Annotated in this window: 20 protein-coding genes and 1 pseudogene; 9 read left to right on the plus strand and 12 right to left on the minus strand. The window is 70.5% G+C overall.

Going from position 1 to position 21,755, the window contains the following annotated elements; genetic code table 11:
* Window positions 1–18 precede the first annotated feature (18 nt).
* Window positions 19–575: pseudogene (locus tag ACZ60T_RS06080) on the plus strand (NADAR family protein).
* Between the two features lie 73 nt (window positions 576–648).
* Here the strand turns inward: ACZ60T_RS06080 and ACZ60T_RS06085 are convergent.
* Both ACZ60T_RS06085 and ACZ60T_RS06090 read right to left on the minus strand, forming a co-directional pair.
* Window positions 649–1,167, minus strand: a complete 519-nt coding sequence (locus tag ACZ60T_RS06085; RefSeq protein ID WP_469664850.1) for a DUF4190 domain-containing protein — start codon at window positions 1,165–1,167, stop codon at window positions 649–651.
* A 123-nt stretch (window positions 1,168–1,290) separates the two neighbouring features.
* Window positions 1,291–1,893 (minus strand): DUF4190 domain-containing protein, encoded by a 603-nt coding sequence (locus ACZ60T_RS06090; protein WP_469664852.1) that lies wholly within the window; start codon window positions 1,891–1,893, stop codon window positions 1,291–1,293.
* Window positions 1,894–2,095: 202 nt separating this feature from the next.
* Here ACZ60T_RS06090 and ACZ60T_RS06095 point away from each other — a divergent pair, with 202 nt between their 5' ends.
* The 3 genes from ACZ60T_RS06095 to ACZ60T_RS06105 all read left to right on the plus strand — a co-directional run bounded on the left by ACZ60T_RS06095 (window position 2,096) and on the right by ACZ60T_RS06105 (window position 5,161).
* Window positions 2,096–3,154: an adenosine deaminase gene (locus ACZ60T_RS06095; RefSeq protein ID WP_469664854.1), complete on the plus strand. Its 1,059-nt coding sequence runs from the start codon at window positions 2,096–2,098 to the stop codon at window positions 3,152–3,154.
* Window positions 3,155–3,198: 44 nt separating this feature from the next.
* Complete coding sequence (locus ACZ60T_RS06100) at window positions 3,199–3,882, plus strand: glycerophosphodiester phosphodiesterase (protein WP_469664856.1); 684 nt, start codon at window positions 3,199–3,201, stop codon at window positions 3,880–3,882.
* 121 nt (window positions 3,883–4,003) lie between these two features.
* Window positions 4,004–5,161, plus strand: coding sequence for a serine hydrolase domain-containing protein (locus ACZ60T_RS06105; RefSeq protein ID WP_469664858.1), 1,158 nt, complete (start codon window positions 4,004–4,006; stop codon window positions 5,159–5,161).
* 78 nt (window positions 5,162–5,239) lie between these two features.
* Here ACZ60T_RS06105 and ACZ60T_RS06110 read toward each other — a convergent pair whose 3' ends face one another.
* Both ACZ60T_RS06110 and ACZ60T_RS06115 read right to left on the minus strand, forming a co-directional pair.
* Entirely contained in the window at window positions 5,240–6,445 is a 1,206-nt protein-coding gene (locus ACZ60T_RS06110) for a polyamine ABC transporter substrate-binding protein (protein ID WP_469664860.1), read from the minus strand.
* Window positions 6,446–6,618: 173 nt separating this feature from the next.
* Window positions 6,619–8,058 (minus strand): gamma-aminobutyraldehyde dehydrogenase, encoded by a 1,440-nt coding sequence (locus tag ACZ60T_RS06115; RefSeq protein WP_365622903.1) that lies wholly within the window; start codon window positions 8,056–8,058, stop codon window positions 6,619–6,621.
* Window positions 8,059–8,223: 165 nt separating this feature from the next.
* On the opposite strand from ACZ60T_RS06115, the gene ACZ60T_RS06120 reads away from it, so the two are divergent.
* The 5 genes from ACZ60T_RS06120 to ACZ60T_RS06140 all read left to right on the plus strand — a co-directional run bounded on the left by ACZ60T_RS06120 (window position 8,224) and on the right by ACZ60T_RS06140 (window position 12,808).
* Window positions 8,224–8,739, plus strand: a complete 516-nt coding sequence (locus tag ACZ60T_RS06120) for an Lrp/AsnC family transcriptional regulator (protein ID WP_252426087.1) — start codon at window positions 8,224–8,226, stop codon at window positions 8,737–8,739.
* Window positions 8,724–10,106, plus strand: a complete 1,383-nt coding sequence (locus ACZ60T_RS06125) for an aspartate aminotransferase family protein (RefSeq protein WP_469664862.1) — start codon at window positions 8,724–8,726, stop codon at window positions 10,104–10,106. The genes ACZ60T_RS06120 and ACZ60T_RS06125 overlap by 16 nt, the downstream gene beginning before the upstream one ends.
* 231 nt (window positions 10,107–10,337) lie before the next feature.
* Window positions 10,338–11,075 carry an ABC transporter ATP-binding protein gene (locus ACZ60T_RS06130; protein WP_365622899.1) on the plus strand — a complete coding sequence of 246 codons (738 nt, stop codon included), beginning with the start codon at window positions 10,338–10,340 and terminating at the stop codon, window positions 11,073–11,075.
* On the plus strand, window positions 11,057–12,289 hold the full coding sequence (locus tag ACZ60T_RS06135; protein ID WP_469664864.1) for a hypothetical protein: 1,233 nt from the start codon (window positions 11,057–11,059) through the stop codon (window positions 12,287–12,289). Before ACZ60T_RS06130 ends, ACZ60T_RS06135 begins: the two co-directional genes overlap by 19 nt.
* A 111-nt stretch (window positions 12,290–12,400) precedes the next feature.
* A complete protein-coding gene (locus ACZ60T_RS06140) occupies window positions 12,401–12,808 on the plus strand; it encodes a VOC family protein (protein ID WP_365622895.1) in 408 nt (135 codons plus the stop codon).
* Window positions 12,809–12,888: 80 nt separating this feature from the next.
* Here ACZ60T_RS06140 and ACZ60T_RS06145 read toward each other — a convergent pair whose 3' ends face one another.
* The 8 genes from ACZ60T_RS06145 to tsf all read right to left on the minus strand — a co-directional run bounded on the left by ACZ60T_RS06145 (window position 12,889) and on the right by tsf (window position 21,730).
* Window positions 12,889–13,920: an ABC transporter ATP-binding protein gene (locus ACZ60T_RS06145; protein ID WP_469665534.1), complete on the minus strand. Its 1,032-nt coding sequence runs from the start codon at window positions 13,918–13,920 to the stop codon at window positions 12,889–12,891.
* 2 nt (window positions 13,921–13,922) lie between these two features.
* Complete coding sequence (locus ACZ60T_RS06150) at window positions 13,923–15,587, minus strand: ABC transporter permease (protein ID WP_469664866.1); 1,665 nt, start codon at window positions 15,585–15,587, stop codon at window positions 13,923–13,925.
* Window positions 15,563–16,618, minus strand: a complete 1,056-nt coding sequence (locus tag ACZ60T_RS06155; protein ID WP_469665535.1) for a thiamine ABC transporter substrate-binding protein — start codon at window positions 16,616–16,618, stop codon at window positions 15,563–15,565. The genes ACZ60T_RS06150 and ACZ60T_RS06155 overlap by 25 nt, the downstream gene beginning before the upstream one ends.
* Window positions 16,619–16,856: 238 nt before the next feature.
* Window positions 16,857–17,963, minus strand: a complete 1,107-nt coding sequence (gene rlmN / locus ACZ60T_RS06160; RefSeq protein ID WP_365622889.1) for a dual-specificity RNA methyltransferase RlmN — start codon at window positions 17,961–17,963, stop codon at window positions 16,857–16,859.
* Between the two features lie 132 nt (window positions 17,964–18,095).
* On the minus strand, window positions 18,096–19,226 hold the full coding sequence (locus ACZ60T_RS06165; RefSeq protein ID WP_365622887.1) for a phosphatidate cytidylyltransferase: 1,131 nt from the start codon (window positions 19,224–19,226) through the stop codon (window positions 18,096–18,098).
* Window positions 19,226–19,783 carry a ribosome recycling factor gene (gene frr, locus ACZ60T_RS06170; protein ID WP_252426096.1) on the minus strand — a complete coding sequence of 186 codons (558 nt, stop codon included), beginning with the start codon at window positions 19,781–19,783 and terminating at the stop codon, window positions 19,226–19,228. Before frr ends, ACZ60T_RS06165 begins: the two co-directional genes overlap by 1 nt.
* A gap of 171 nt (window positions 19,784–19,954) precedes the next feature.
* Complete coding sequence (gene pyrH / locus ACZ60T_RS06175) at window positions 19,955–20,713, minus strand: UMP kinase (RefSeq protein ID WP_252426097.1); 759 nt, start codon at window positions 20,711–20,713, stop codon at window positions 19,955–19,957.
* A 180-nt stretch (window positions 20,714–20,893) separates the two neighbouring features.
* Window positions 20,894–21,730: a translation elongation factor Ts gene (tsf, locus tag ACZ60T_RS06180; protein ID WP_365622884.1), complete on the minus strand. Its 837-nt coding sequence runs from the start codon at window positions 21,728–21,730 to the stop codon at window positions 20,894–20,896.
* Between the last annotated feature and the right edge of the window lie 25 nt (window positions 21,731–21,755).

Here is a 21,755-nt window from a genome sequence, read left to right on the forward strand (position 1 = left end):
CGTGCCAGACTGCCATGCATGATCGATTCCAGGGAATCCCTGGTCAGGGAGATACAGTCCGGTGCCGCCCTGAAGTACCTGCACTTCTGGGGCCATCGTCCGCACGCGGACGGCCGGATCGGGAAGAGCTGTCTGAGCCAGTGGTGGCCGTCGCCGTTCACCGTGGACGGCGTGGAGTACGCGACGGCGGAGCACTGGATGATGGCGTCGAAGGCGCGGCTCTTCGCCGACGCGGAGGCGGAGCGCGCGGCCGTCCGGGCGCCGAATCCGGCGCTCGCGAAAAGGCGGGGCGGCTCGTACGGGGCTTCGACGACGCCGTGTGGGAGCGCGAGCGGTTCGCGATCGTGGTCGAGGGCAGCGTCCACAAGTTCGCCGCGCATCCGGCGCTGCGGGAGTTCCTGCTGACCACCGGGGACCGGGTGCTCGTGGAGGCGAGCCCCGTGGACCGGGTGTGGGGCATCGGGCTCGCGGCGGACGACGAGCGGACGGCGGATCCGGAGCGCTGGCGGGGGCTGAATCTGCTCGGGTTCGCGCTGATGGCGGCGCGGGAGCGGCTGCGGTCGGGGGCCGAGTAGCAGCGCAGGGGCCGGCCTGCGGGCCGGCCCCTGTGACGGTGGCGCCGGCCCTCCTCGGCGGCGGGGCAGCCGCTCAGAACATGCTCAGGCCGCCGAGCAGGCTCGCGAAGAACAGGAATCCCAGCACCGGCAGGATCACGGTGGCGGTGATCCCGCAGACGAGACCGGCGGTCGCCGCACCCTTGTTGGTGGCTTCGCCGCGGTTGGCCTTGCCCCGGCCGATCGCGCCGAAGATGATCGCGAGGATGCCCAGGATGATCCCGATGATCACCAGGAATCCGGTCAGGGTGCACACCAGGCCGATGATGCCAAGCACCAGTCCCGTGGTACCCAGGCCGTTGCTCGGCTGCATGGCCATGACGTAGGCGGGCGCCTGCGGGTAGCCGATGGGTGCCTGCGGGTACCCGACCGGGGCCTGCTGGTAACCGGCGGGAGCCTGCGGGTAACCGGCGGGCGGCGCGGCCGGGTAGGGCGTCTGCGGGGCCGCCTGCTGCGGGTAGCCGTACATGGGTTCCGACTGCGGCGCGTATCCCGGGGGCGGCGGCTGGGACGGCGGCCCGAACCCACCGGGCCCGGGATTGGTGTCGGACATGAAACGATCTCCCCTCGTTGACAGTCAAGGCATCGTAATGGCCCAACTGCGCTGAGTGCACCGCTCTTTGGGATCGCCGGGAGCGACGAGGCCTCGACCGGGAGCGGCGAGGCCTTACGGACGTCAGCGGCGGAGCAGCATCGTGACCGAGGCACGGAGCGCGTCATCGACGTAGGGCGAGTCGGGGTCCGTGGGGAAGTAGGTGAACGCGAAGAGGAACCCGATGATCATCAGCGTGATCACGGCGACACCGAGGGCGAGCCCGATGATGCCGAGGACGAACCCCGCCTGGGCCTGCCCGTAGTTGTCGGCCTCCCCCTGGTCGGCACGCTTGCGCCCCTTGACCCCGAAGACCACCGCGAGGATCCCGAGAACCACCGAGACCACCCCGTACGCGCAGAACAGGCAGACCGAGAGGATGCCCAGCACGAGGGCCGCGATGCCGAACCCGTTGCGCGGCTGCATCGGCATGCCGGGCCAGCCGTAGCCCGCGTAGTAACCGGAGGCGTCGTACGGAACCGCTCCGGGCCCGGTGGGCGCGATCGGCGGCGGGGGGACGGGGAAGCCGCCGGGCGGCGGCACCGATTGACCGTGGTACGGCGGCGGCCCGGCCTGCGGCTTGTCCAAAGGCACCTTGTGCTCAGGCGGCGCCCACGGATCGTGCGCGCCCTCTCCCGAATGTGCTTCCTCACTCACGCCCAGCCCCCTTGATCTCCGACCCGCCATGCTACGACCGCCCACAACCACCACCTCGCCCACCCCGGCCGCGGGGCCGGGCGGGGTGGTCCGGTGGCCGGGCGTCACCGCACACCGCGCCGCAGCTCCCCACCCCATACGCCTAGGATCGTCCCCGCACCACCGATCAGCCGATCACCCGCGTCCCGTCGCCCTCGCGCGGCGTCTGGGCGCCGTTTCCGGGGAGGACCCCTTGACCGACCACCGTGACACCCCTGCCGTGCGTGAGCCGCACACCTTCATCGCGGGGCTGCCCAAGGCCGAGCTGCATGTGCATCACGTCGGATCCGCCTCCCCCCGTATCGTCTCGGAGCTGGCCGCCCGCCATCGCGACTCCCGGGTGCCCAGCGACCCCGAGGCGCTCGCCGAGTACTTCACGTTCACGGACTTCGCCCACTTCATCGACGTGTACCTGTCCGTGGTCGACCTCGTCCGCACCCCCGAGGACGTACGGCTGCTGACGTACGAGATCGCGCGCGACATGTCCCGGCAGCGGGTCCGCTACGCCGAGCTGACCCTCACCCCGTTCTCCTCCACCCGTCGCGGCATGGACGAGCGGGCGTTCATGGACGCGATCGAGGACGCGCGCAAGGCGGCGGAGGCCGACTTCGGGACCGTGCTGCGCTGGTGCTTCGACATCCCCGGCGAGGCGGGACTCGAATCCGCCGAGGAGACGGTACGGCTCGCCACCGACGACCGGCTGCGCCCCGAGGGGCTGGTCTCGTTCGGGCTCGGCGGCCCCGAGATCGGCGTCCCCCGGCCGCAGTTCAAGCCCCACTTCGACCGCGCCATAGCCGCCGGGCTGCGCTCCGTGCCCCACGCGGGCGAGACGACCGGGCCCGAGACGGTCTGGGCCGCCCTGACCGACCTGCGCGCCGAGCGCATCGGGCACGGGACCAGCGCCGCCCAGGACGCGAAGCTGCTCGCCCATCTCGCCGAGCACCGCATCCCGTTGGAGGTCTGCCCCACCTCCAACATCGCGACCCGCGCGGTCCGCACCCTGGACGAGCACCCCCTCAAGACGTTCGTCCAGGCGGGCGTCATGGTCACCATCAACTCCGACGACCCGCCGATGTTCGGCACCGACCTCAACAACGAATACGCGGTCGCCGCACGGCTGTTGGACCTCGACGAGCGAGGGCTGGCCGATCTCGCCAAGAACGCGGTCGAGGGCTCCTTCCTCGACCCGGCGGGCAAGGCACGGCTCACGGCCGAGATCGACTCCTACACCACGGCGTGGCTCGCGCCCTGAGTCCTCCGGGCCGTCCCGTCGCACCCCGGCGGCACAATGGGCGCATGCGTACCGTGACTGCCGTGGCCCATCGCGGCGACCCCTACCTCCACCGCGAGAACACCCTCGACTCCCTGCGTTCCGCGCTCGTACGCGGCGCGGACGCGGTGGAGATCGACGTACGGCTCACCCGGGACGGCGTTCCCGTACTGCTGCACGACGAGACGCTGAAGCGGCTGTGGGGCCACGACCGGCCGCTCACCTCGCTCAGCTCCGACGAGGTGCGGGGGCTGACGCGGGGCGGCGTGCCGACGCTGGCGGACGCGCTGGCAGCGACCGACGGCAGCCGGGTCATGATCGACCTGCCCGGCGGTCCGTCGGCCCGCGCCGTGCGCCGGATCGTGGACACCGTCCGGCAGTGCGGGGCCGCGGAGCGGGTGTACTACTGCGCGGACGCGCGGGCCATGGTGGCGGTCCGGGCCGCCGACGCCGCCGCGGAGATCGCGCTGACCTGGACGTCGCTCGCGCGCCCGCGCCCGGCCGTGCTGGAGGCCGTGCGCCCGCGCTGGCTCAACTACCGATTCGGCCTGGTCGACCGGGAGTTGGCGGAGCGGGTGCACCGGGACGGCTGTCTGCTGTCCGTCTGGACACCCGACACCCGCCGCTCCATGCGGCGCCTCCTCGACCTGGGCGTGGACTCGATCACGACGAACCGCATCGAGACGCTGCACGCGGCGCGCGAGAGCTGAGCCCCTAGGGGCGACCCCCGGACCGGTCCCTGGGGCTGTGCCCTCCTTGGCGACGATCCCCCGCTCCAGAGCCGCCGCACAGGATGAACACCACGCATCCCACCGGAATCTGGAGCAGCCGATGCAGCTACGTCCGTCCGCCGTGGCACTCGCCACCGCCCTCGCCGTAGGCCTGACCACCCTCCCCCTGGCGGGCGTCGCCGCCGCCCACTCCGCACCGCCGAAGTCCTGCTCCGCGCAGACGAGTTCACCGTCCAGTTCCTACGGCCCCGACGCCGAGGCCCTGTGCGCGGCGCTCGCCGGACTGCCCGACCAGGACGCCACGGCGGCGGTCATCCGCGTGGGCGGCAAGGGGAGTTGGCGCGGGGTGGCGGGGGTACGGGACATCAGGACGGGAGCACCGGCGCTGGAGAACGCCCGCTTCCGCGTGGGTTCCGTGACGAAGGTCGTCACCGCGTCCCTCGTCCTGCAACTCGCCGCGGAGGGGCGCGTCCGCCTCGACGGCACCGTGCAGCACTACCTTCCGGGGCTGCTGACCAAGGACTTCAAGCCCATCACCGTACGGCAGTTGCTGAACTACACCAGCGGCCTGGACTCCGGCGCCTCCCTCGGTGACTCGGTCGAGGACGGATACCCGCACCGCTTCGAGACCCTGACGCCCCGTCAGGTCGTCGCGGCCTCGGTCGCCAAGGGCCCGCGGTGGGACCCCGGCACCCAGCAGGAGTACGACAACATCCACTACACCGTCCTGGGCATGCTGATCGAGAAGGTCACCGGCGACTCGTACGCGCACCAGGCGTCCGTACGGATCTTCCAGCCCCTCGGCATGCGCGACACCTCGTTCCCGCAGGGCCCCGACCCGCTCGTCCACGGCCCGCACAACCGCGGATACGACCGGTTCGACGGCGAGTTGACCGATGTCACCGACTGGAACATGTCCGACCGCTGGGCGGCCGGCGACATGATCTCGACGACCGCCGACCTCGAACGGCTGCTGGTGGCGCTGTTCCGCGGCAAGGTCGTCCCCGAGCCGCAACTGAAGGAGATGTTCACCCTCCCGCACGTGCCCGACGCGCGGTACGCCGCGGGCCTGGAGAAGCTCGAACTGAACGGCAAGGTGATCTGGGGCAAGACGGGCTCACGCCCCGGTTACGCCACGGCGATCGCCGCCACCCCCGACCTGTCCCGCACCCTGGTCTACTCGGTGAACGCGACGGACGCGAAGGGCGACGGCCTCCCCATCGCCGAACGGTTCGGCTTCCCGGCGTTCAACCGCTGACGCCCACGAGCGGAGGAGCCGGTCCCCATCGGCTCCTCCAGCGACCCCATCACCGGCCAGCGGCACGGCAGTTGCGGCCTACAACCCGACGATGCCGTTCCAGCGCTTGGTGAACTCCGTCCGCTCCTTGGCTGTGATGTCCCGTGCGACCGCGAGACGCTTGCGCATCGTCGCGTCCGGGAAGATCAGCGGGTTCTCGGCCAGGGCCGCGCTCTCCTTGTCCTTGGACGCGGCGAGGACGTCCTGCGCCGCCGGGACCGGGCAGACGTAGTTCACCCAGGCCGCGAGTTCCGCGGCGACCTCGGGCCGGTAGTAGAAGTCGATCAACTGCTCCGCGTTGGCCTTGTGGCGCGCCCGGTCGGGGATCATCAGGGTGTCCGCCCACAGCTCCGCGCCCTCCTCGGGGACGACGAAGCGGATGTCGGGGTTGTCGGCCTGCAACTGGATGACATCGCCCGAGTACGCCTGGCACGCCACCACATCACCGCTGACCAGGTCCTTGGTGTAGTCGTTGCCGGTGAAGCGGCGGATCTGGCCGCTGCGGACATGCCGCTCGACCTGGTCGCAGATCCTGTCGAAGTCGGCCGCCTTCCACCGGGTGATGTCCACGCCGTTGCCCTGCATCAGCAGCGCGAACGCCTCGTCCAGACCGGACAGCAGGGTGACCCGGCCCTTGAGGTCGCGCGCCCACAGGTCCGAGACCGTACGGATCTCCCGGCCGGCCTTGCGGCGGTTGTAGGCGATGCCGGTGATGCCGGACTGCCACGGCACGCTGTACTTGCGTCCCGGGTCGAAGGCGGGCGAGCGCAGCAGCGGGTCGAGATAGCGCGCCACGTTCGGCTGGGCGGCCCGGTCCATCTCCTGCACCCAGCCGAGGCGTACATAGCGGGCGCACATCCAGTCGCTGTGGACGATGAGGTCCCGGCCCGGCTGCTGATGGTTCATCAGCGACGGGCTGATCTTGCCGAAGAACTCGTCGTTGTCGTTGATCTCCTCCACGTAGTCGACCGTGATGCCGGAGCGCTTCTCGAACGCCTCCAGGGTCGGCCGCCGGTTCGGGTTCTTGTCGTCCGTGTCGATGTACAGCGGCCAGTTGGCGAACATCAGCCGCTTGTCCCGGGCGGACAGGTCGGCGGCGGCCCGGTCACCGGGGGCCACATACGCCGCGGGCACACCGCAGCCGGCGAGCGCGCCGAGCGCCGCGCCGCCGCCGAGGGCGCGCAACAGGGAACGGCGGGAGGGGGCTGACGTCTTGGGGGTCGACGTCTTCGGAGTCAGGGACATCCCGGCAGCATGGCCGTCCCCCCGCGAGCGTTCAATGGACGCTGCGTCGAGCGGCCCCACCTGGACCCGACACCTTGTCGACCCGGTACGGGAACGCGAGCGGCCCCGGACGGGAACTCCCGTCCGGGGCCGCTCGGCCGGTCTACCGGTCGACTACCGGCCGCCTACCGTGCTCAGGCGTCCAGCGACGTCATCACGTGCTTGATGCGCGTGTAGTCCTCGAAGCCGTACGACGACAGGTCCTTGCCGTAGCCGGACTTCTTGAAGCCGCCGTGCGGCATCTCCGCGACCAGCGGGATGTGCGTGTTGATCCAGACGCAGCCGAAGTCGAGGATCTTGGACATGCGCATCGCGCGCGCGTGGTCCTTGGTCCACACCGAGGAGGCGAGGGCGTAGTCGACGCCGTTCGCGTACTCGACGGCCTGCTCCTCGTCCGTGAAGGACTGGACGGTGATGACCGGGCCGAAGACCTCGTTCTGGATGATCTCGTCGTCCTGCTTGAGGCCCGAGACGACGGTCGGCGCGTAGAAGTAACCCTTGTCGCCGACGCGCTGGCCACCGGCCTCGACCTTGGCGTGCGCGGGCAGCCGCTCGATGAAGCCCGAGACCTGCTTGAGCTGGTTCGGGTTGTTCAGCGGGCCGTAGAGCACGTCCTCGTCGTCCGGCTGACCGGTCTTCGTCTCGGCGGCGGCCTTCGCGAGCGCGGCCACGAACTCGTCGTGGATGGACTCCTGGACGAGGACGCGGGTGGCGGCCGTGCAGTCCTGACCGGCGTTGAAGAAGCCCGCCACCGAGATGTCCTCGACGGCCTTGGCGATGTCGGTGTCCTCGAAGACGACGACCGGGGCCTTGCCGCCCAGCTCCAGGTGGACCCGCTTGAGGTCCTTGGAGGCGGACTCGGCGACGGACATGCCCGCGCGCACGGAGCCGGTGATGGAGGCCATCGCCGGGGTCGGGTGCTCGACCATCAGGCGGCCGGTGTCGCGGTCGCCGCAGACGACGTTGAAGACGCCCTTGGGCAGGATCGAGCCGATGATGTCGGCCATCAGGGCCGTGGACGCCGGGGTGGTGTCCGACGGCTTGAGAACGACCGTGTTGCCCGCGGCGATCGCCGGGGCGAACTTCCACACGGCCATCATCATCGGGTAGTTCCACGGCGCGACCTGCGCGCAGACGCCGACCGGCTCACGGCGGATGATGGAGGTCATCCCCTCCATGTACTCGCCGGCCGAACGGCCGTCGAGCATGCGCGCGGCGCCCGCGAAGAAGCGGATCTGGTCGACCATCGGCGGGATCTCTTCCGACCGGGTCAGCCCGATCGGCTTGCCGGTGTTCTCGACCTCGGCCGCGATCAGGTCCTCGGCGCGCTCCTCGAACGCGTCCGCGATCTTCAGCAGAGCCTTCTGACGCTCCGCGGGCGTGGTGTCGCGCCAGCCGGGGAAGGCCGCGGCGGCGGCGGCCATCGCGGCGTCGACGTCCGCCTGCCCGGACAGCGGGGCGGTCGCATACGCCTCGCCCGTCGCGGGGTTGACCACCTCGGTGGTCCGCCCGTCGGCGGCGTCGCGGAATTCGCCGTCGATGTAGTTGCGCAGACGACGCAGCTCGGTGCTCACTGCCGGCCCCTCCAAGTTCGGGTGTCCATTCGCTGAGATTCCCACCCTAGTGGTGGCGCCACGTTTCCAACAGTCCCGATCACGCCATGGCTGCGAAATCCGCAGACTGAAAACACGTAAACAACGGATTTCATCGCTCGAACCTTGCAAAACTGTCGAGACGTCGTGCAGAGTGAGCTTGTGGCCAGTCGAAGCGCGCAACCGAGGGACTCCCGCGAGTCCAGGAACGGCACCCCCCAACTGGATGCCGTCTCCCTCGCGATCATCGAACAGCTCCAGGAGGACGGCCGCCGACCGTACGCCGCGATCGGCAAGGCCGTCGGCCTCTCCGAAGCGGCCGTGCGCCAGCGCGTCCAGAAGCTGCTCGACCAAGGCGTGATGCAGATCGTCGCCGTCACGGACCCGCTCACCGTGGGCTTCCGCCGACAGGCGATGGTCGGGATCAACGTCGAGGGCGATGTGGAGTCGGTCGCCGACGCACTGGCCGCCATGTCCGAATGCGAGTACGTGGTGATGACCGCCGGCTCGTTCGACCTGATGGTGGAGATCGTCTGCGAGGACGACGACCACCTGCTGAACGTCATCAGCAAACGCATCCGGGCCATCCCCGGAGTGCGCTCCACCGAGAGCTTCGTCTACCTCAAGCTCAAGAAGCAGACCTACATGTGGGGAACCCGATAGCCGTGAGTACCAAGGACCTCAGCAAGACCGCGTACGACCACCTGTGGATGCACTTCACCCGCATGTCCTCGTACGAGAACGCGCCCGTTCCCACGATCGTCCGGGGTGAGGGCACCTACATCTACGACGACAAGGGCAAGCGCTACCTCGACGGTCTCGCCGGCCTGTTCGTGGTCCAGGCGGGCCACGGCCGTACGGAGCTGGCCGAGACCGCGTTCAAGCAGGCCCAGGAGCTGGCCTTCTTCCCGGTGTGGTCGTACGCCCACCCGAAGGCCGTCGAGCTGGCCGAGCGCCTCGCGCACCACGCCCCGGGCGACCTGAACAAGGTCTTCTTCACCACGGGCGGCGGCGAGGCCGTCGAGACCGCCTGGAAGCTCGCCAAGCAGTACTTCAAGCTGGTCGGCAAGCCCACCAAGTACAAGGTCATCTCGCGTGCGGTCGCCTACCACGGCACCCCGCAGGGCGCCCTGTCCATCACCGGTCTGCCGGGTCTGAAGGCCCCCTTCGAGCCGCTGGTCCCCGGCGCGCACAAGGTGCCGAACACCAACATCTACCGCGCCCCGATCTTCGGTGACGACCCGGAGGCCTTCGGCCGCTGGGCCGCCGACCAGATCGAGCAGCAGATCCTCTTCGAGGGCCCGGACACCGTCGCCGCCGTCTTCCTGGAGCCGGTGCAGAACGCCGGTGGCTGCTTCCCGCCGCCGCCCGGGTACTTCCAGCGCGTGCGCGAGATCTGCGACCAGTACGACGTGCTGCTCGTGTCGGACGAGGTCATCTGCGCCTTCGGCCGCCTCGGCACGATGTTCGCCTGCGACAAGTTCGGCTTCGTCCCGGACATGATCACCTGCGCCAAGGGCATGACCTCGGGCTACTCCCCGATCGGCGCGTGCATCGTCTCCGACCGCCTGGCCGAGCCGTTCTACAAGGGCGACAACACCTTCCTGCACGGCTACACCTTCGGTGGCCACCCGGTCTCCGCCGCGGTCGGCCTCGCCAACCTCGACCTGTTCGAGCGCGAGGGCCTCAACCAGCACGTGCTCGACAACGAGGGCGCGTTCCTCTCGACGCTCCAGAAGCTGCACGACCTGCCGATCGTCGGTGACGTCCGCGGCAACGGCTTCTTCTACGGCATCGAGCTGGTCAAGGACAAGGCGACCAAGGAGTCCTTCAACGAGGAGGAGACCGAGCGCGTCCTGTACGGCTTCCTCTCCAAGGCGCTGTTCGACAACGGCCTGTACTGCCGCGCCGACGACCGTGGCGACCCGGTCATCCAGCTCGCCCCGCCGCTGATCTCCAACCAGGAGACCTTCGACGAGATCGAGCAGATCCTGCGCGCGACCCTGACGGAGGCCTGGACCAAGCTCTGATCCTTCCGAGCCACCGGTCTCCCTCCTGACGGTGACCCCGTCAACGGCCCCGCACCGCCCGTTCCAGTGAAAAACGGCGGTGCGGGGCCGTCTGCTGTGCCGCCTCCCGCCGCCCGCTGCCTAGCGTGCTCCGTGCACTGTGACCGATCGGCCCTGCCGCCATTCCCCCGAACGGGTCCCCCCGGAGGGGGGACCGACAGGGGACAACGGATCTGAACCGAGGTGTACGCGATGGTGGCCCCGCCGGACAACGACGTACTCTGGGCGCGCGCCCTGCACTTCCAGCACAACGGCTCGCCCGCGCTCAACGGTGTCTCGCTCGGTGTGCGCGAGGGCGAGATCCTGGCCGTCACCGGCCGACGCGGCAGTGGCAAAACGACTCTGCTCCAGTGCCTGGCCGGGCTGCTCCCGGCGCAGCGGGGCGAGGTCTGGTTCAACAGCACCCCGGTGCACACCATGGGGCCGCTCACCCGCGAACGGCTGCGCCGCGACCGCTTCGGCTGGATCGACCCGGCGCCCCTGCTCGTCCCGGAACTGAACGCCTGGGAGAACGCCGCCCTGTCGTTGCTGCTGCGCGGCACGAGCCGCCGTCGGGCCAAGGCCGCGGCCCTGGAGTGGCTGGAGCGCCTCGACATCGGCGGCTGCGCCCGCAAGCGCCCGTACGAACTGGTCCAGTCCGAGCGCCAACGGGTCGCCATCGCACGGGCGATCGCGGCGGCGCCGACCGTCCTGTTCGCCGACGAGCCCACCGCCCCGCTCTTCCGCGCCGACCGGGTCCAGGTGCTGCGCACCCTCGCCTCGGCGGCCCGCTCGCACGGCATCACGGTCGTCCTGGCCACCCAGGACCCGGACACCGCGGCCCTCGCCGACCGCACCGTCTCGCTGCTGGACGGCCGCCGCGTGCACACCCTCCAACTGCCCCCGCTCACCGAGACGGAGGGCCGCACGGCGTGCTCGCTCTCCGCCTAGCCCGCGCGGCCCACCCGCTGGTCCACCTCCGCCGACTGCTGGTCGCCGCGGCCTCGGCGGGCACGGGCTTCCTGCTGCTGTGCACGCTCGGGTACGCGATGGCGCACCCGCAGGCGTCGACCGGCTCGGCGCTGCGGCTGGCCTGGTGTCTCGCGCCGATGGCCGCCACCGTGTACTTCGCCGTCGCCGTCGCGCGGACCGACCCCGGCACCCGCCCCCGGTCCGGCCTGGCGGCGATCGGCCTCGGTCCGGGCCGCCTGATGGCGCTCTCGGCCCTGACCACCGCGCTGTCGACCGTGTTCGGCTCCCTCCTCGCGCTGCTGGCCTTCCTGCATGTACGGGGCGATCTGCCGGGCGGCGCGCTCGGCGGGCGGGCCGCGGACTTCCTCGCCACGGACCAGCCGCTGCCCCTGCCCGCGGCGCTCACCCTGCTCGCGGTGGTCCCGGTGACCGCGTCCCTGGCGAGCGCGCTGGTGCTGCGCCCACACGAGGAACGGCGGCGGCGCGCCGGACGGCGGAAGGCCGACGCCGAGGCCGACGCCGACACCGAGGTCTCCGCCGAAGTCCCCGGCACGGTCGTGGACCCGGACCGGCCCGCCGCTCCCCGGCCCGCGCCGGGCGGGCTCCCCTGGGGCGTGGCCGCGCTCGCCGCGGGCCTGGCCGTGGAGACGTACGCGGGCCGTACGAGCCCGGCTGCCGGACCCTGGCTGCCCGGCGATCCGGCGCGCGGGCCCCTGGCGGTACCGGTGGGCTGGGCGCTGACCGCGCTCGGCCTGCTGCTGGCCGGGCCCGCGCTCACATACCTGTGCGGCCGGTTGCTCCAGGCCGTGCGCCCCGGTGCCGTACGGCTGCTCGCCGGGCGCGGTCTCCAGGAGGAGGCGGGGCGGATCGGGCGACCGCTCGGGGTGGTGAGCGCGGTGGCGTCCGGGGCGTACGCGACGGCCGCGCTGTCCGCCGACGCCACGCGCTCGTTCGGGCCGCTCACCGCGCTGGGCGCGCTGCTGGTGACGGGCTGCACGCTCGCGACGCTGGCGGTGGCCGCGATCGAGGCGCGGCAGGCACGGGCCGCCACGGTCGCCGGACTGGTACGGCTGGGCGCGCCCGCCACGCTGCTGCGCAACGCGGTGCTGCTGCGCGCGGCCGTGCTGATCGTCGTGTTCGTACCGCTGACCTGGGCCGTCGCGGAACTGGCGGCGCTGCCGCTGCGGGGCTGAGGCGGGGGTCACCGACTGCGGGAAGGTTCTTCGCGGGCCGCCGATGAGTTTCGCGGCGGCCCCCGGTCTGTCCCTGCGTACACATCATCGAAGACCGGGAGATTGTGCTTCATGTACCAGCAGATGATCTTCGTGAACCTGCCCGTCGCCGACGTCGAGGCGTCGAAGAAGTTCTTCACGGAGCTGGGCTACTCGCTCAACCCGCAGTTCTCGACGGACGACTGCGCCTGTGTCGCCATCAGCGACACGATCGTCGCGATGCTACTGGGCAAGCAGCGCTACGCCGAGTTCACCACGAAGGAGATCGTCGACGCCACGAAGACCAGCGAGGTGCTGCTCTGCCTGAGCGCCGAGAGCCGGGCGAAGGTCGACGAGTTGGTGGACCGGGCGCTGGCCGCGGGGGCCACGGCCGCGCGGGAGCCCATGGACCACGGCCACATGTACGGCCGCGCGTTCGACGACCTGGACGGGCACACCTGGGAGGTCATGTGGATGGACCCGGCGGCGATCCAGGGCTGAGCCCCGGCCCGCACCACCACCCGGCCCGCCCCGTTTCGGGGGCGGGCCGCGTCCGTGTACGGACAGGGCCCGTACGGGTGTTACGCGGGGGAAGCACCGCCGAGCACCACGACGTCGGCGGCGTCGAAGACGACCCCGACCGTGTCCCCGGGCTCCGGCGCCTCGCGCAGTGCGCACGCCGCCTCCAGGGCGGGAGCCCCCTCGGGGTGCAGACGCACCGCGACATGGGTGCCGCGGAAGGTGCGTGCGGCCACGGTGCAGCGCAGGCCCTCGGCGGCGTCCACCAGTCGTACGCCCGCGGGCCGTACGAGCAGCGTGCCCGGCCCCTGCGGGGAGTCCTCCGGTACCGGGAGCTTGCCCCAGGGGGTGTCGGCGGACTGACCGGTGACGGTGGTCTCCACCACGTTGTCGAAGCCGAGGAAGCGCGCCACGAACTCGTTCGCGGGGCGCTGCCACACCTCAAGTGGCGTACCGGACTGGGCGATCCGCCCCTCGCGCATCACGACGACCCGGTCCGCGAGCGCGAAGGCCTCGCCCTGGTCATGGGTGACGGCGAGCACGGTCGTCCCCAACGTCCGGAAGACCTCGCGCAGTTCGACGACCAGGCGTTCGCGCAGCGAGCGGTCGAGCTGGCCGAGCGGCTCGTCCAGCATCAGCAGCCGCGGCCGGGGCGCCAGGGCACGGGCGAGCGCGACCCGCTGCTGCTCCCCGCCGGAGAGCGAGGCGACCGCCCTGCGCTCGGCGCCGGGCAGGCCGACGAGGTCGAGCAACTCCCGTACGCGGCGCTCCTGTTCCTGACGCGACGCGCCGTGCATCCGGAGCCCGAAGGCGACATTGCCGCCCACGTCCCGCTGCGGGAAGAGCTGATGGTCCTGGAACATCAGCCCGACGCCCCGACGGTGCGCGGGCACGCCGTTCAGGTCCCGGCCGTCGAGGAACACCCGGCCGGAGTCGAGCGGTTGCAGCCCGGCCACGGTGCGCAGCAGCGTCGACTTGCCACCGCCGCTGGGCCCGAGCACACAGACGATCTCGCGCTCGGCGACGTCCAGTTCGACGCCGTCGAGCGCCGCGTGTCCGGCGAAGCGCACGCTCGCCCCGTCCAGCCTGAGCATCGTCACACCTCCCCCGTCCGCTCCGTACGCAGTCGTTCGAGCACCAGCAGCGCCACCGCGCACACCACCATCAGGATCGTCGAAAGGGCCATCGCCTGGCCGTAGTTGAGATCGCCGGGCCGTCCGAGGAGCCGTGCCACCGCGACCGGCAGCGTCGGGTTGTCGGGCCGTGCGATGAACACCGTCGCGCCGAACTCGCCCAGCGACACGGCGAACGCGAACCCGGCCGCGATCAGCAGCGCCCGCCGGACGAGCGGCAGATCGACCTCACGCCACACCCGCCAGGGCGACGCCCCGAGCACGGCCGCGGCCTCGCGCAGCCGTTCGTCCACGGCCCGCAGCACGGGCAGCATGGTGCGCACCACGAACGGGGCGCCCACCAGGGCCTGCGCGAGCGGCACCAGGATCCAGGAAGCCCGCAGATCCAGCGGTGGCTTGTCGAGCGTGATCAGGAAGCCGAAGCCGACGGTCACCGCGGACACCCCGAGCGGCAGCATCAGCAGCGCGTCGAAGCCGCGTACGAGACGGCCCGCGCCCTTGCGGGCGAGGGCCGCGGCGGCGAGGGAGCCGATCAGTACGGCGATGAGCGTGGCGGCGACGGCGTAGCGCAGCGAGTTGCCGACCGCCTCGATCGGCGCCACGAGGAAGGTGCCGCCGTCGGTGCGCGTCAGCGCCGTGTAGTACCCGAACCCGGGCGCGTCGAACGAGCGCTGGACGAGGACGGCGAGCGGCAGGACGATCAGCACCGCGACCGTGGCGAGGACCGCGCCCAGCAGCGCCCGCTGCCCCGCCCCGCGCGGTCCGCGCGCCGTGCGCGCCGCGTCGACCAGGCGCAGCGTGCTCTCGCCGCGGCGGACGGTCCAGGCGTGCACCCCGAGGATCGCGCCCACCGCGGCGAACTGGACGAGCGTCAGCACGGCCGCGGTGGACAGGTCGAAGATCTGCGAGGTCTGCCGGTAGATCTCGACCTCGATCGTGGAGAACCCCGCGCCGCCCAGGATCTGCACCACACCGAAGGAGGTGAAGGTGAACAGGAACACCATCAGCGCGGCGGCGGCCACGGCCGGGCCGAGGGCGGGCAGCGTCACCGTGCGCCAGGCCCTCAGGCGGGAGGCGCCGAGCATCCGGGCCGCTTCCTCCTGGCGCGGGTCGAGCTGGGCCCACAGACCGCCGACCGTGCGGACGACGACGGCGTAGTTGAAGAAGACATGGGCGAGCAGCACGGCCCACACGGTCCCGTCGAGCCGCACACCCCACAGGTCGTCGAGGAGCCCGCCGCGGCCGACGAGCGCCAGGAAGGCCGTACCGACGACGACCGTCGGCAGCACGAACGGCACGGTGACCACCGCCCGCAGCACCCGCTTGCCGGGGAAGTCCAGGCGCGCGAACACATAGGCGCCCGGCAGCGCGACGAGCAGCGTGAGCGCGGTCGAGGCGAGCGCCTGCCAGGTCGTGAACCACAGCACCTGCCCGATGCCGGGCTCCGCGAGCACCTCCGTGATCCGCCCGAGGTGCCAGGCACCGTCGATGCGGAGACCGCGCGCGACGATCGCGGCGACCGGGTAGGCGAAGAAGACCCCGAAGAACGCGACGGGCAGGGCCATGAGCCCGAGCCGCGCCGCGTTCCCTCTCGGCCGCGGGGCTACTTCAGTACGAGCGATGTCCACGACTTGACCCACTGGTCACGGTTGGCGGCGATCTTGGCGGGGGCCATGGTCTCGGGGTTCTTCGCCTGCGGGCCCCACTTGACGAACTCCGTCGGCAACTGGGCGGTCTCACGCACCGGGTAGACGAACATGTTCAGCGGCATGTCCTGCTGGAACTTCTCACTGATCAAGAAGTCGAGCAGCGCCTTGCCGCCCTTGCTGTTCTTGGCGTTGCTGAGCAGCCCGGCGTACTCGACCTGCTGGAAGCAGGTGCCCTGGGCCACCCCGGTCGGCGCGGTCTTCGGCCGCGGCTCGGCGTAGACGACCTCGACGGGCGGCGAGGAGGCGTACGACACGACGAGCGGTCGGTCGCCCCCGGCCTTCTTGCCTCCGGCGGAACCCGAGAACTCCTCGTTGTACGCCTGCTCCCAGCCCTCGGCCACCTTCACACCGTTGGCCTTCAGCTTCTTCCAGTACCCCTGCCAGCCGTCGTCCCCGTACTTCGCGGCGGTCCCGAGCAGGAAGCCGAGGCCCGGCGAGGACGTGGACGCGTCCTCGGTGACCAGGAGGTTCTTGTACGCGGGCTTGACGAGGTCGTCGAGCGTGGCGGGCGGGGCCAGCTTGTGGTCGGCGAAGTACTTCTTGTCGTAGTTGACGCAGATGTCGCCGGAGTCGATCGGGGTGACCCGGTGCTTGGCCTCGTCGGCGCGATACCGCTGCACGACCTTGTCGTAGCCCTTCGGCTCGTACGACTGGAACAGGCCGTTGTCGAGCGCCCGCGAGAGCAGGGTGTTGTCGACGCCGAAGAAGACATCGCCCTGCGGGTTGTCCTTGGTCAGGATCGCCTTGTTGACGGCCTGGCCCGCGTCACCGTCCTTGAGGACCTTGACCTTGTACCCGGACTCCTTCTCGAACGCCGCTATGACGCTCTTCGAGGCGGCCCAGGAGTCATGGCTCACGAGGGTCACGGTCTTGGAGTCGCCGCCGCTTCCGTCCGTGGAGGTGGACGACCCGCACGCGGACAGCGTGACCATGCCGAGCCCGACGGCCATGGCCGCGAGCGTCCTGCCGGTGATGTGCACTGAATTCCTCCTGGAGTGACCAGGAAGAGACGCGGCCCTGCCCCGGTGACCCGCACGGGTCCGGGCAGGGCGCAGCAGCTTGAGTGAAGACCGAACTTCCTACCCAGAATGACCTGGGCGAGGTTCAGAGGGTCTGCGGTCGATACCGCACTCTCAGCGCTGTGGCGCTCCCCTGTCGGAATATGAAGATGTACGTACGGAGTTCAGACTACCGCTCGCTCGCCGCCAGTTGTCCACAGGCTCCGTCGATCTCCTGGCCGCGGGTGTCCCGGACGGTCACCGGCACCCCATGGGCCGCGATCGCCTCGACGAACGCCTTCTCGTCCTCGGGCCGGGACGCGGTCCATTTGGAGCCGGGCGTGGGGTTCAGCGGGATCAGATTGACGTGCACGGGCTTGCCCTTGAGGAGCCGGCCGAGCCGATCGCCGCGCCACGCCTGGTCGTTGATGTCCCGGATCAGCGCGTACTCGATGGACAGCCGCCGTCCGGACTTGGCGGCGTACTCGAAACCGGCGTCCAGTACCTCGCCGACCTTCCACCGGGTGTTGACGGGGACGAGGGTGTCGCGCAGTTCGTCGTCCGGTGCGTGCAGGGAGATGGCGAGGCGGCACTTGAAGCCCTCGTCCGCGAAGCGGTGGATGGCGGGCACCAGTCCGACGGTCGAGACGGTGATGCCGCGCTGCGAGAGGCCGAGGCCGTCCGGCGTGGGATCGGTGAGCGCCCGGATGGCGCCGATCACGCGCTTGTAGTTGGCGAGGGGCTCGCCCATGCCCATGAAGACGATGTTGGACAGGCGCGCGGGACCACCGGGGATCTCACCGTCGCGCAGCGCCCTCATGCCGTCCACGATCTGGTGCACGATCTCGCCGGTGGAGAGGTTGCGGTCGAGTCCGGCCTGCCCGGTCGCGCAGAACGGGCAGTTCATGCCGCAGCCCGCCTGGGAGCTGATGCACATGGTGACCCGGTCCGGGTAGCGCATGAGTACGGACTCGACGAGCGTGCCGTCGAACAGCCGCCACAGCGTCTTGCGTGTCGTGTCCTGATCGGTCGACAGATGCCGAACGACCGTCATCAGCTCCGGCAGCAGCGCCTCCTGGAGCCCGGCGCGGGAACCGGCCGGGATGTCGGTCCACTGCTCGGGGTCCTGCGTGTACCGCGCGAAGTAGTGCTGCGAGAGCTGCTTGGCGCGGAACGGCTTCTCGCCGATGGCCGCGACCGCCTCCTTGCGCTCGGCGGGCGTGAGATCGGCAAGATGCCGCGGCGGCTGCTTGGCTCCGCGCGGCGCGACGAAAGTGAGTTCTCCGGGCTTGGGCATGGTCCTACCAGTGTCGCAGACCCTCGTACGGGTTCTTCCCGGTGCGGGACTGTCGCCCTTGCCACTCTTCGCGCCGCGACAGGAAGAGGCCCGTCACACCATGGCGTGACGGGCCTCTCGGGCGGAGCGTGCTCAGCCCGCGCCGACGAAGACGACCAGCAGCAGCCAGACGATCGGGGCCGTCGGCAGCAGCGAGTCCAGGCGGTCCATGATGCCGCCGTGGCCCGGCAGCAGGGTGCCCATGTCCTTGATGCCGAGGTCCCGCTTGATCATCGACTCGCCGAGGTCGCCGAGCGTGGCGCTGACCGCTGCCGCGAGACCCAGCAGGAGCCCCTGCCACCACGCGCCGCCGTCGACCAGGAAGTGCATGCACAGCGCGCCCGCCGCCATCGCGAAGGCGACCGCGCCCACCAGGCCCTCACGGGTCTTGCCGGGGCTGATGCGCGGCGCGAGCTTGTTCTTGCCGAAGCGCCAGCCGACCGCGTACGCGCCCGTGTCGCTGACGACCGTCAGCAGCAGGAACGTCAGCACGCGCTGCGGACCGTCCGACGCGGTCAGCATCATCGAGACGAACGTGGCGAGGAACGGCACGTAGAAGGCCGCGAAGAGGCCCGCCGTGACGTCCCTCAGATAGCCGTCCGGCGGCTCGGTCATCCGCCAGACCAGGACCGCGAGCGCGGTGAGCGCCATCGCCACCCAGGCGCCCTCGGCCCCGCGTACGTACCCGGCGACGACCATCGCCGCGCCGCCGACGGCCAGCGGGACGAGGGGCGCCTTGATGCCCTTGCGCTCCTCCAGCCGGTTCGTCAGCTCCCACAGGCCCACCACGACGGCGACCGCTATCACGCCGACGAACACGGCCTTGACGACGAACAACGACGCGATGATCACGACGCCCAGCCCGACGCCGACTCCTATGGCCGCGCCCAGGTCGCGGCCCGCGCTCTTCTTCTGCCGTGCGGGCGCCGGCTGCGGGGCGTCGGGCATGGGCTCCGGATTCTGCGGCGCCGCCCCATAGGGCGTGGCCGACGGCGTGTCGTCGCGGAACAAGGGACCACCCGGCCGGGCGGCCCCGTGGTCGTCACCCTGGTCTCCGCCGAAGGCGGGTACGTCGGGCACGACGGGCATGGGGCGCGTCCGCTGCCGGGCGTCCCGCGCATCGTACGCGGGCCCCGCCGGGCCGGGGGCCTGGCCGGGCCCGCGCTCGGCGGGCCCCCGGTACCCCGCGGCCTGTGGCGGCGCTCCCCAGGGAGAGTCGTTCATCAGACCTCGAGCAGCTCGGCTTCCTTGTGCTTGAGCAGCTCGTCCACCTGCGCGACGTACTTCGCCGTGGTGTCGTCGAGCTCCTTCTCCGCACGACGGCCCTCGTCCTCGCCGACCTCGCCGTCCTTGACCAGCTTGTCGATCGCGTCCTTGGCCTTGCGGCGCACGGAACGGATCGAGACCTTGGCGTCCTCGGCCTTGCCCTTGGCGACCTTGATGTAGTCGCGGCGGCGCTCCTCGGTCAGCTCGGGGAACACCACGCGGATGATGTTGCCGTCGTTGCTCGGGTTGACGCCCAGGTCGGAGTCGCGGATCGCCTGCTCGATGTTGCGCAGCGCGCTCTTGTCGAACGGGGTCACCACGGCCATGCGCGGCTCCGGCACCGAGAACGAGGCCAACTGGTTGATCGGCGTCGCTGCGCCGTAGTAGTCGGCGACGATCTTGTTGAACATCGCCGGGTGCGCACGGCCGGTGCGGATCGCGGCGAAGTCCTCCTTGGCGACTACGACGGCCTTCTCCATCTTCTCCTCGGCCTCGAGGAGGGTCTCTTCGATCACCACTTGCTCCTGCGTGTCTTGAGTAGGCCCGGCGGCTGGCACTCGTCGGTCTGCGGCCGGCTGCGTCGCGTCTTCTTGCTGCACGGTTCCCGACCGGTGGGACATTGTCCATCCCTCCGCTCGGAACCCGTCACCCGAACGGGGTTCGCGCCCCGACGAGTGGGTCTCCGGTCAGTCCCGGCTACCCTGGTCACCCACGAGTGTGCCGATCTTCTCACCCTTGACCGCCCGTGCGATATTGCCCTCGGCCAGGAGCTCGAAGACCAGGATGGGCAGGCTGTTGTCCCGGCACAGCGTGATGGCGGTCATGTCGGCGACCTTGAGGTCGCGGGTGATGACCTCGCCGTAGCCGAGCGAGTCGAACTTGACTGCCTCGGGGTTGGTCTTCGGGTCGGAGTCGTAGACCCCGTCCACGCCGTTCTTGCCCATGAGCAGGGCCTCGGCGTCGATCTCCAGGGCACGCTGGGCGGCGGTCGTGTCGGTGGAGAAGTACGGCATGCCCATACCGGCGCCGAAGATGACCACGCGGCCCTTCTCCAGGTGGCGCACGGCGCGCAGCGGGATGTACGGCTCGGCGACCTGGCCCATGGTGATGGCCGTCTGGACGCGCGAGTCGATGCCCTCCTTCTCCAGGAAGTCCTGGAGGGCCAGGCAGTTCATGACCGTGCCGAGCATGCCCATGTAGTCGGAGCGGGCCCGGTCCATGCCGCGCTGCTGGAGTTCGGCGCCGCGGAAGAAGTTGCCGCCGCCGATGACGACCGCGATCTCGGAGCCGTCGCGAACCACGGCCGCGATCTCACGGGCGATGGCGTGCACCACGTCCGGGTCGACACCGAGTCCGGTTCCGCCGGAGAACGCCTCTCCGGACAGCTTCAGCAGAAACCGGCCGCGTACTTTGCCGTCGTCGCTCTTCTCGGCCTTGGTGGTCATGGAGTTCTCCTCGTGGTGCACATACGAAGAAGGCCATTGCCGGTGGGTGATTGACATCCCATGCGCGGCAATGGCCTCCTCGTCAAATCTGCTGTCGTCCGCCTCGCACGGATGCGGGACGGCGTACCTGGACGACTGCTGACGACCCTACCGGGGTCGCACGTCGAGCGCGGTACGGACTCAGATGCCGACCTTGATACGCGTGAAGCGCTTCAGGGTGACACCCGCCTCGTCCAGAACCTTCTGGACGGACTTCTTGTTGTCGAGCGCGTACGGCTGACCGAGCAGCGTCGCGTCCTTGAAGAAGCCGTTGAGACGACCCTCGACGATCTTCGGGAGGGCGGCCTCGGGCTTGCCCTCGGCGCGGGTGGTCTCCTCGGCGATGCGGCGCTCGGACTCGACGACCTCGGCCGGGACGTCCTCCTTGGAGAGGTACTTCGGCGCGAAGGCGGCGATGTGCTGGGCGACACCACGGGCGACGTCGTTGTTCGGCTTGTCGAACTCGACCAGGACACCGATCTGCGGCGGCAGGTCGGGCATGGTGCGGTGCATGTAGGCCGTCACGAAACCGTCGGCGTACTGCGCGAAGCGGTCCAGGACGATCTTCTCGCCCAGGTTGGCGTTGGCCTCGTCGACGAACGCCTGGACGGTCTTGCCGGGCTCGATCTCGGAGGCGAGCAGCGCCTCGATGTCGGCCGGGGCGGACTTGACGACGTGCTCGGCGATGGCCTTGGCCACGGCCTGGAACTTCTCGCCCTTGGCGACGAAGTCCGTCTCGCACTTCAGCTCGACGAGGACACCGGAGGAGTTGTCGTCGGCGAGGATGGAGACCACGGCGCCGTTCTCGGCGGAGCGGCCCTCGCGCTTGGCGACGCCCTTCTGGCCCTTGATCCGGAGCGCCTCGACGGCCTTCTCGACGTTGCCCTCGGCCTCGTCCAGCGCCTTCTTGCAGTCCATCATGCCGGCGCCCGTGAGCTCACGGAGCTTCTTGACGTCGGCGGCGGTGTAGTTCGCCATGATCTGTGAATCTCTTCTCGGAGTT

It is taken from the genome of Streptomyces sp. NPDC104371 (genome assembly GCF_055583785.1).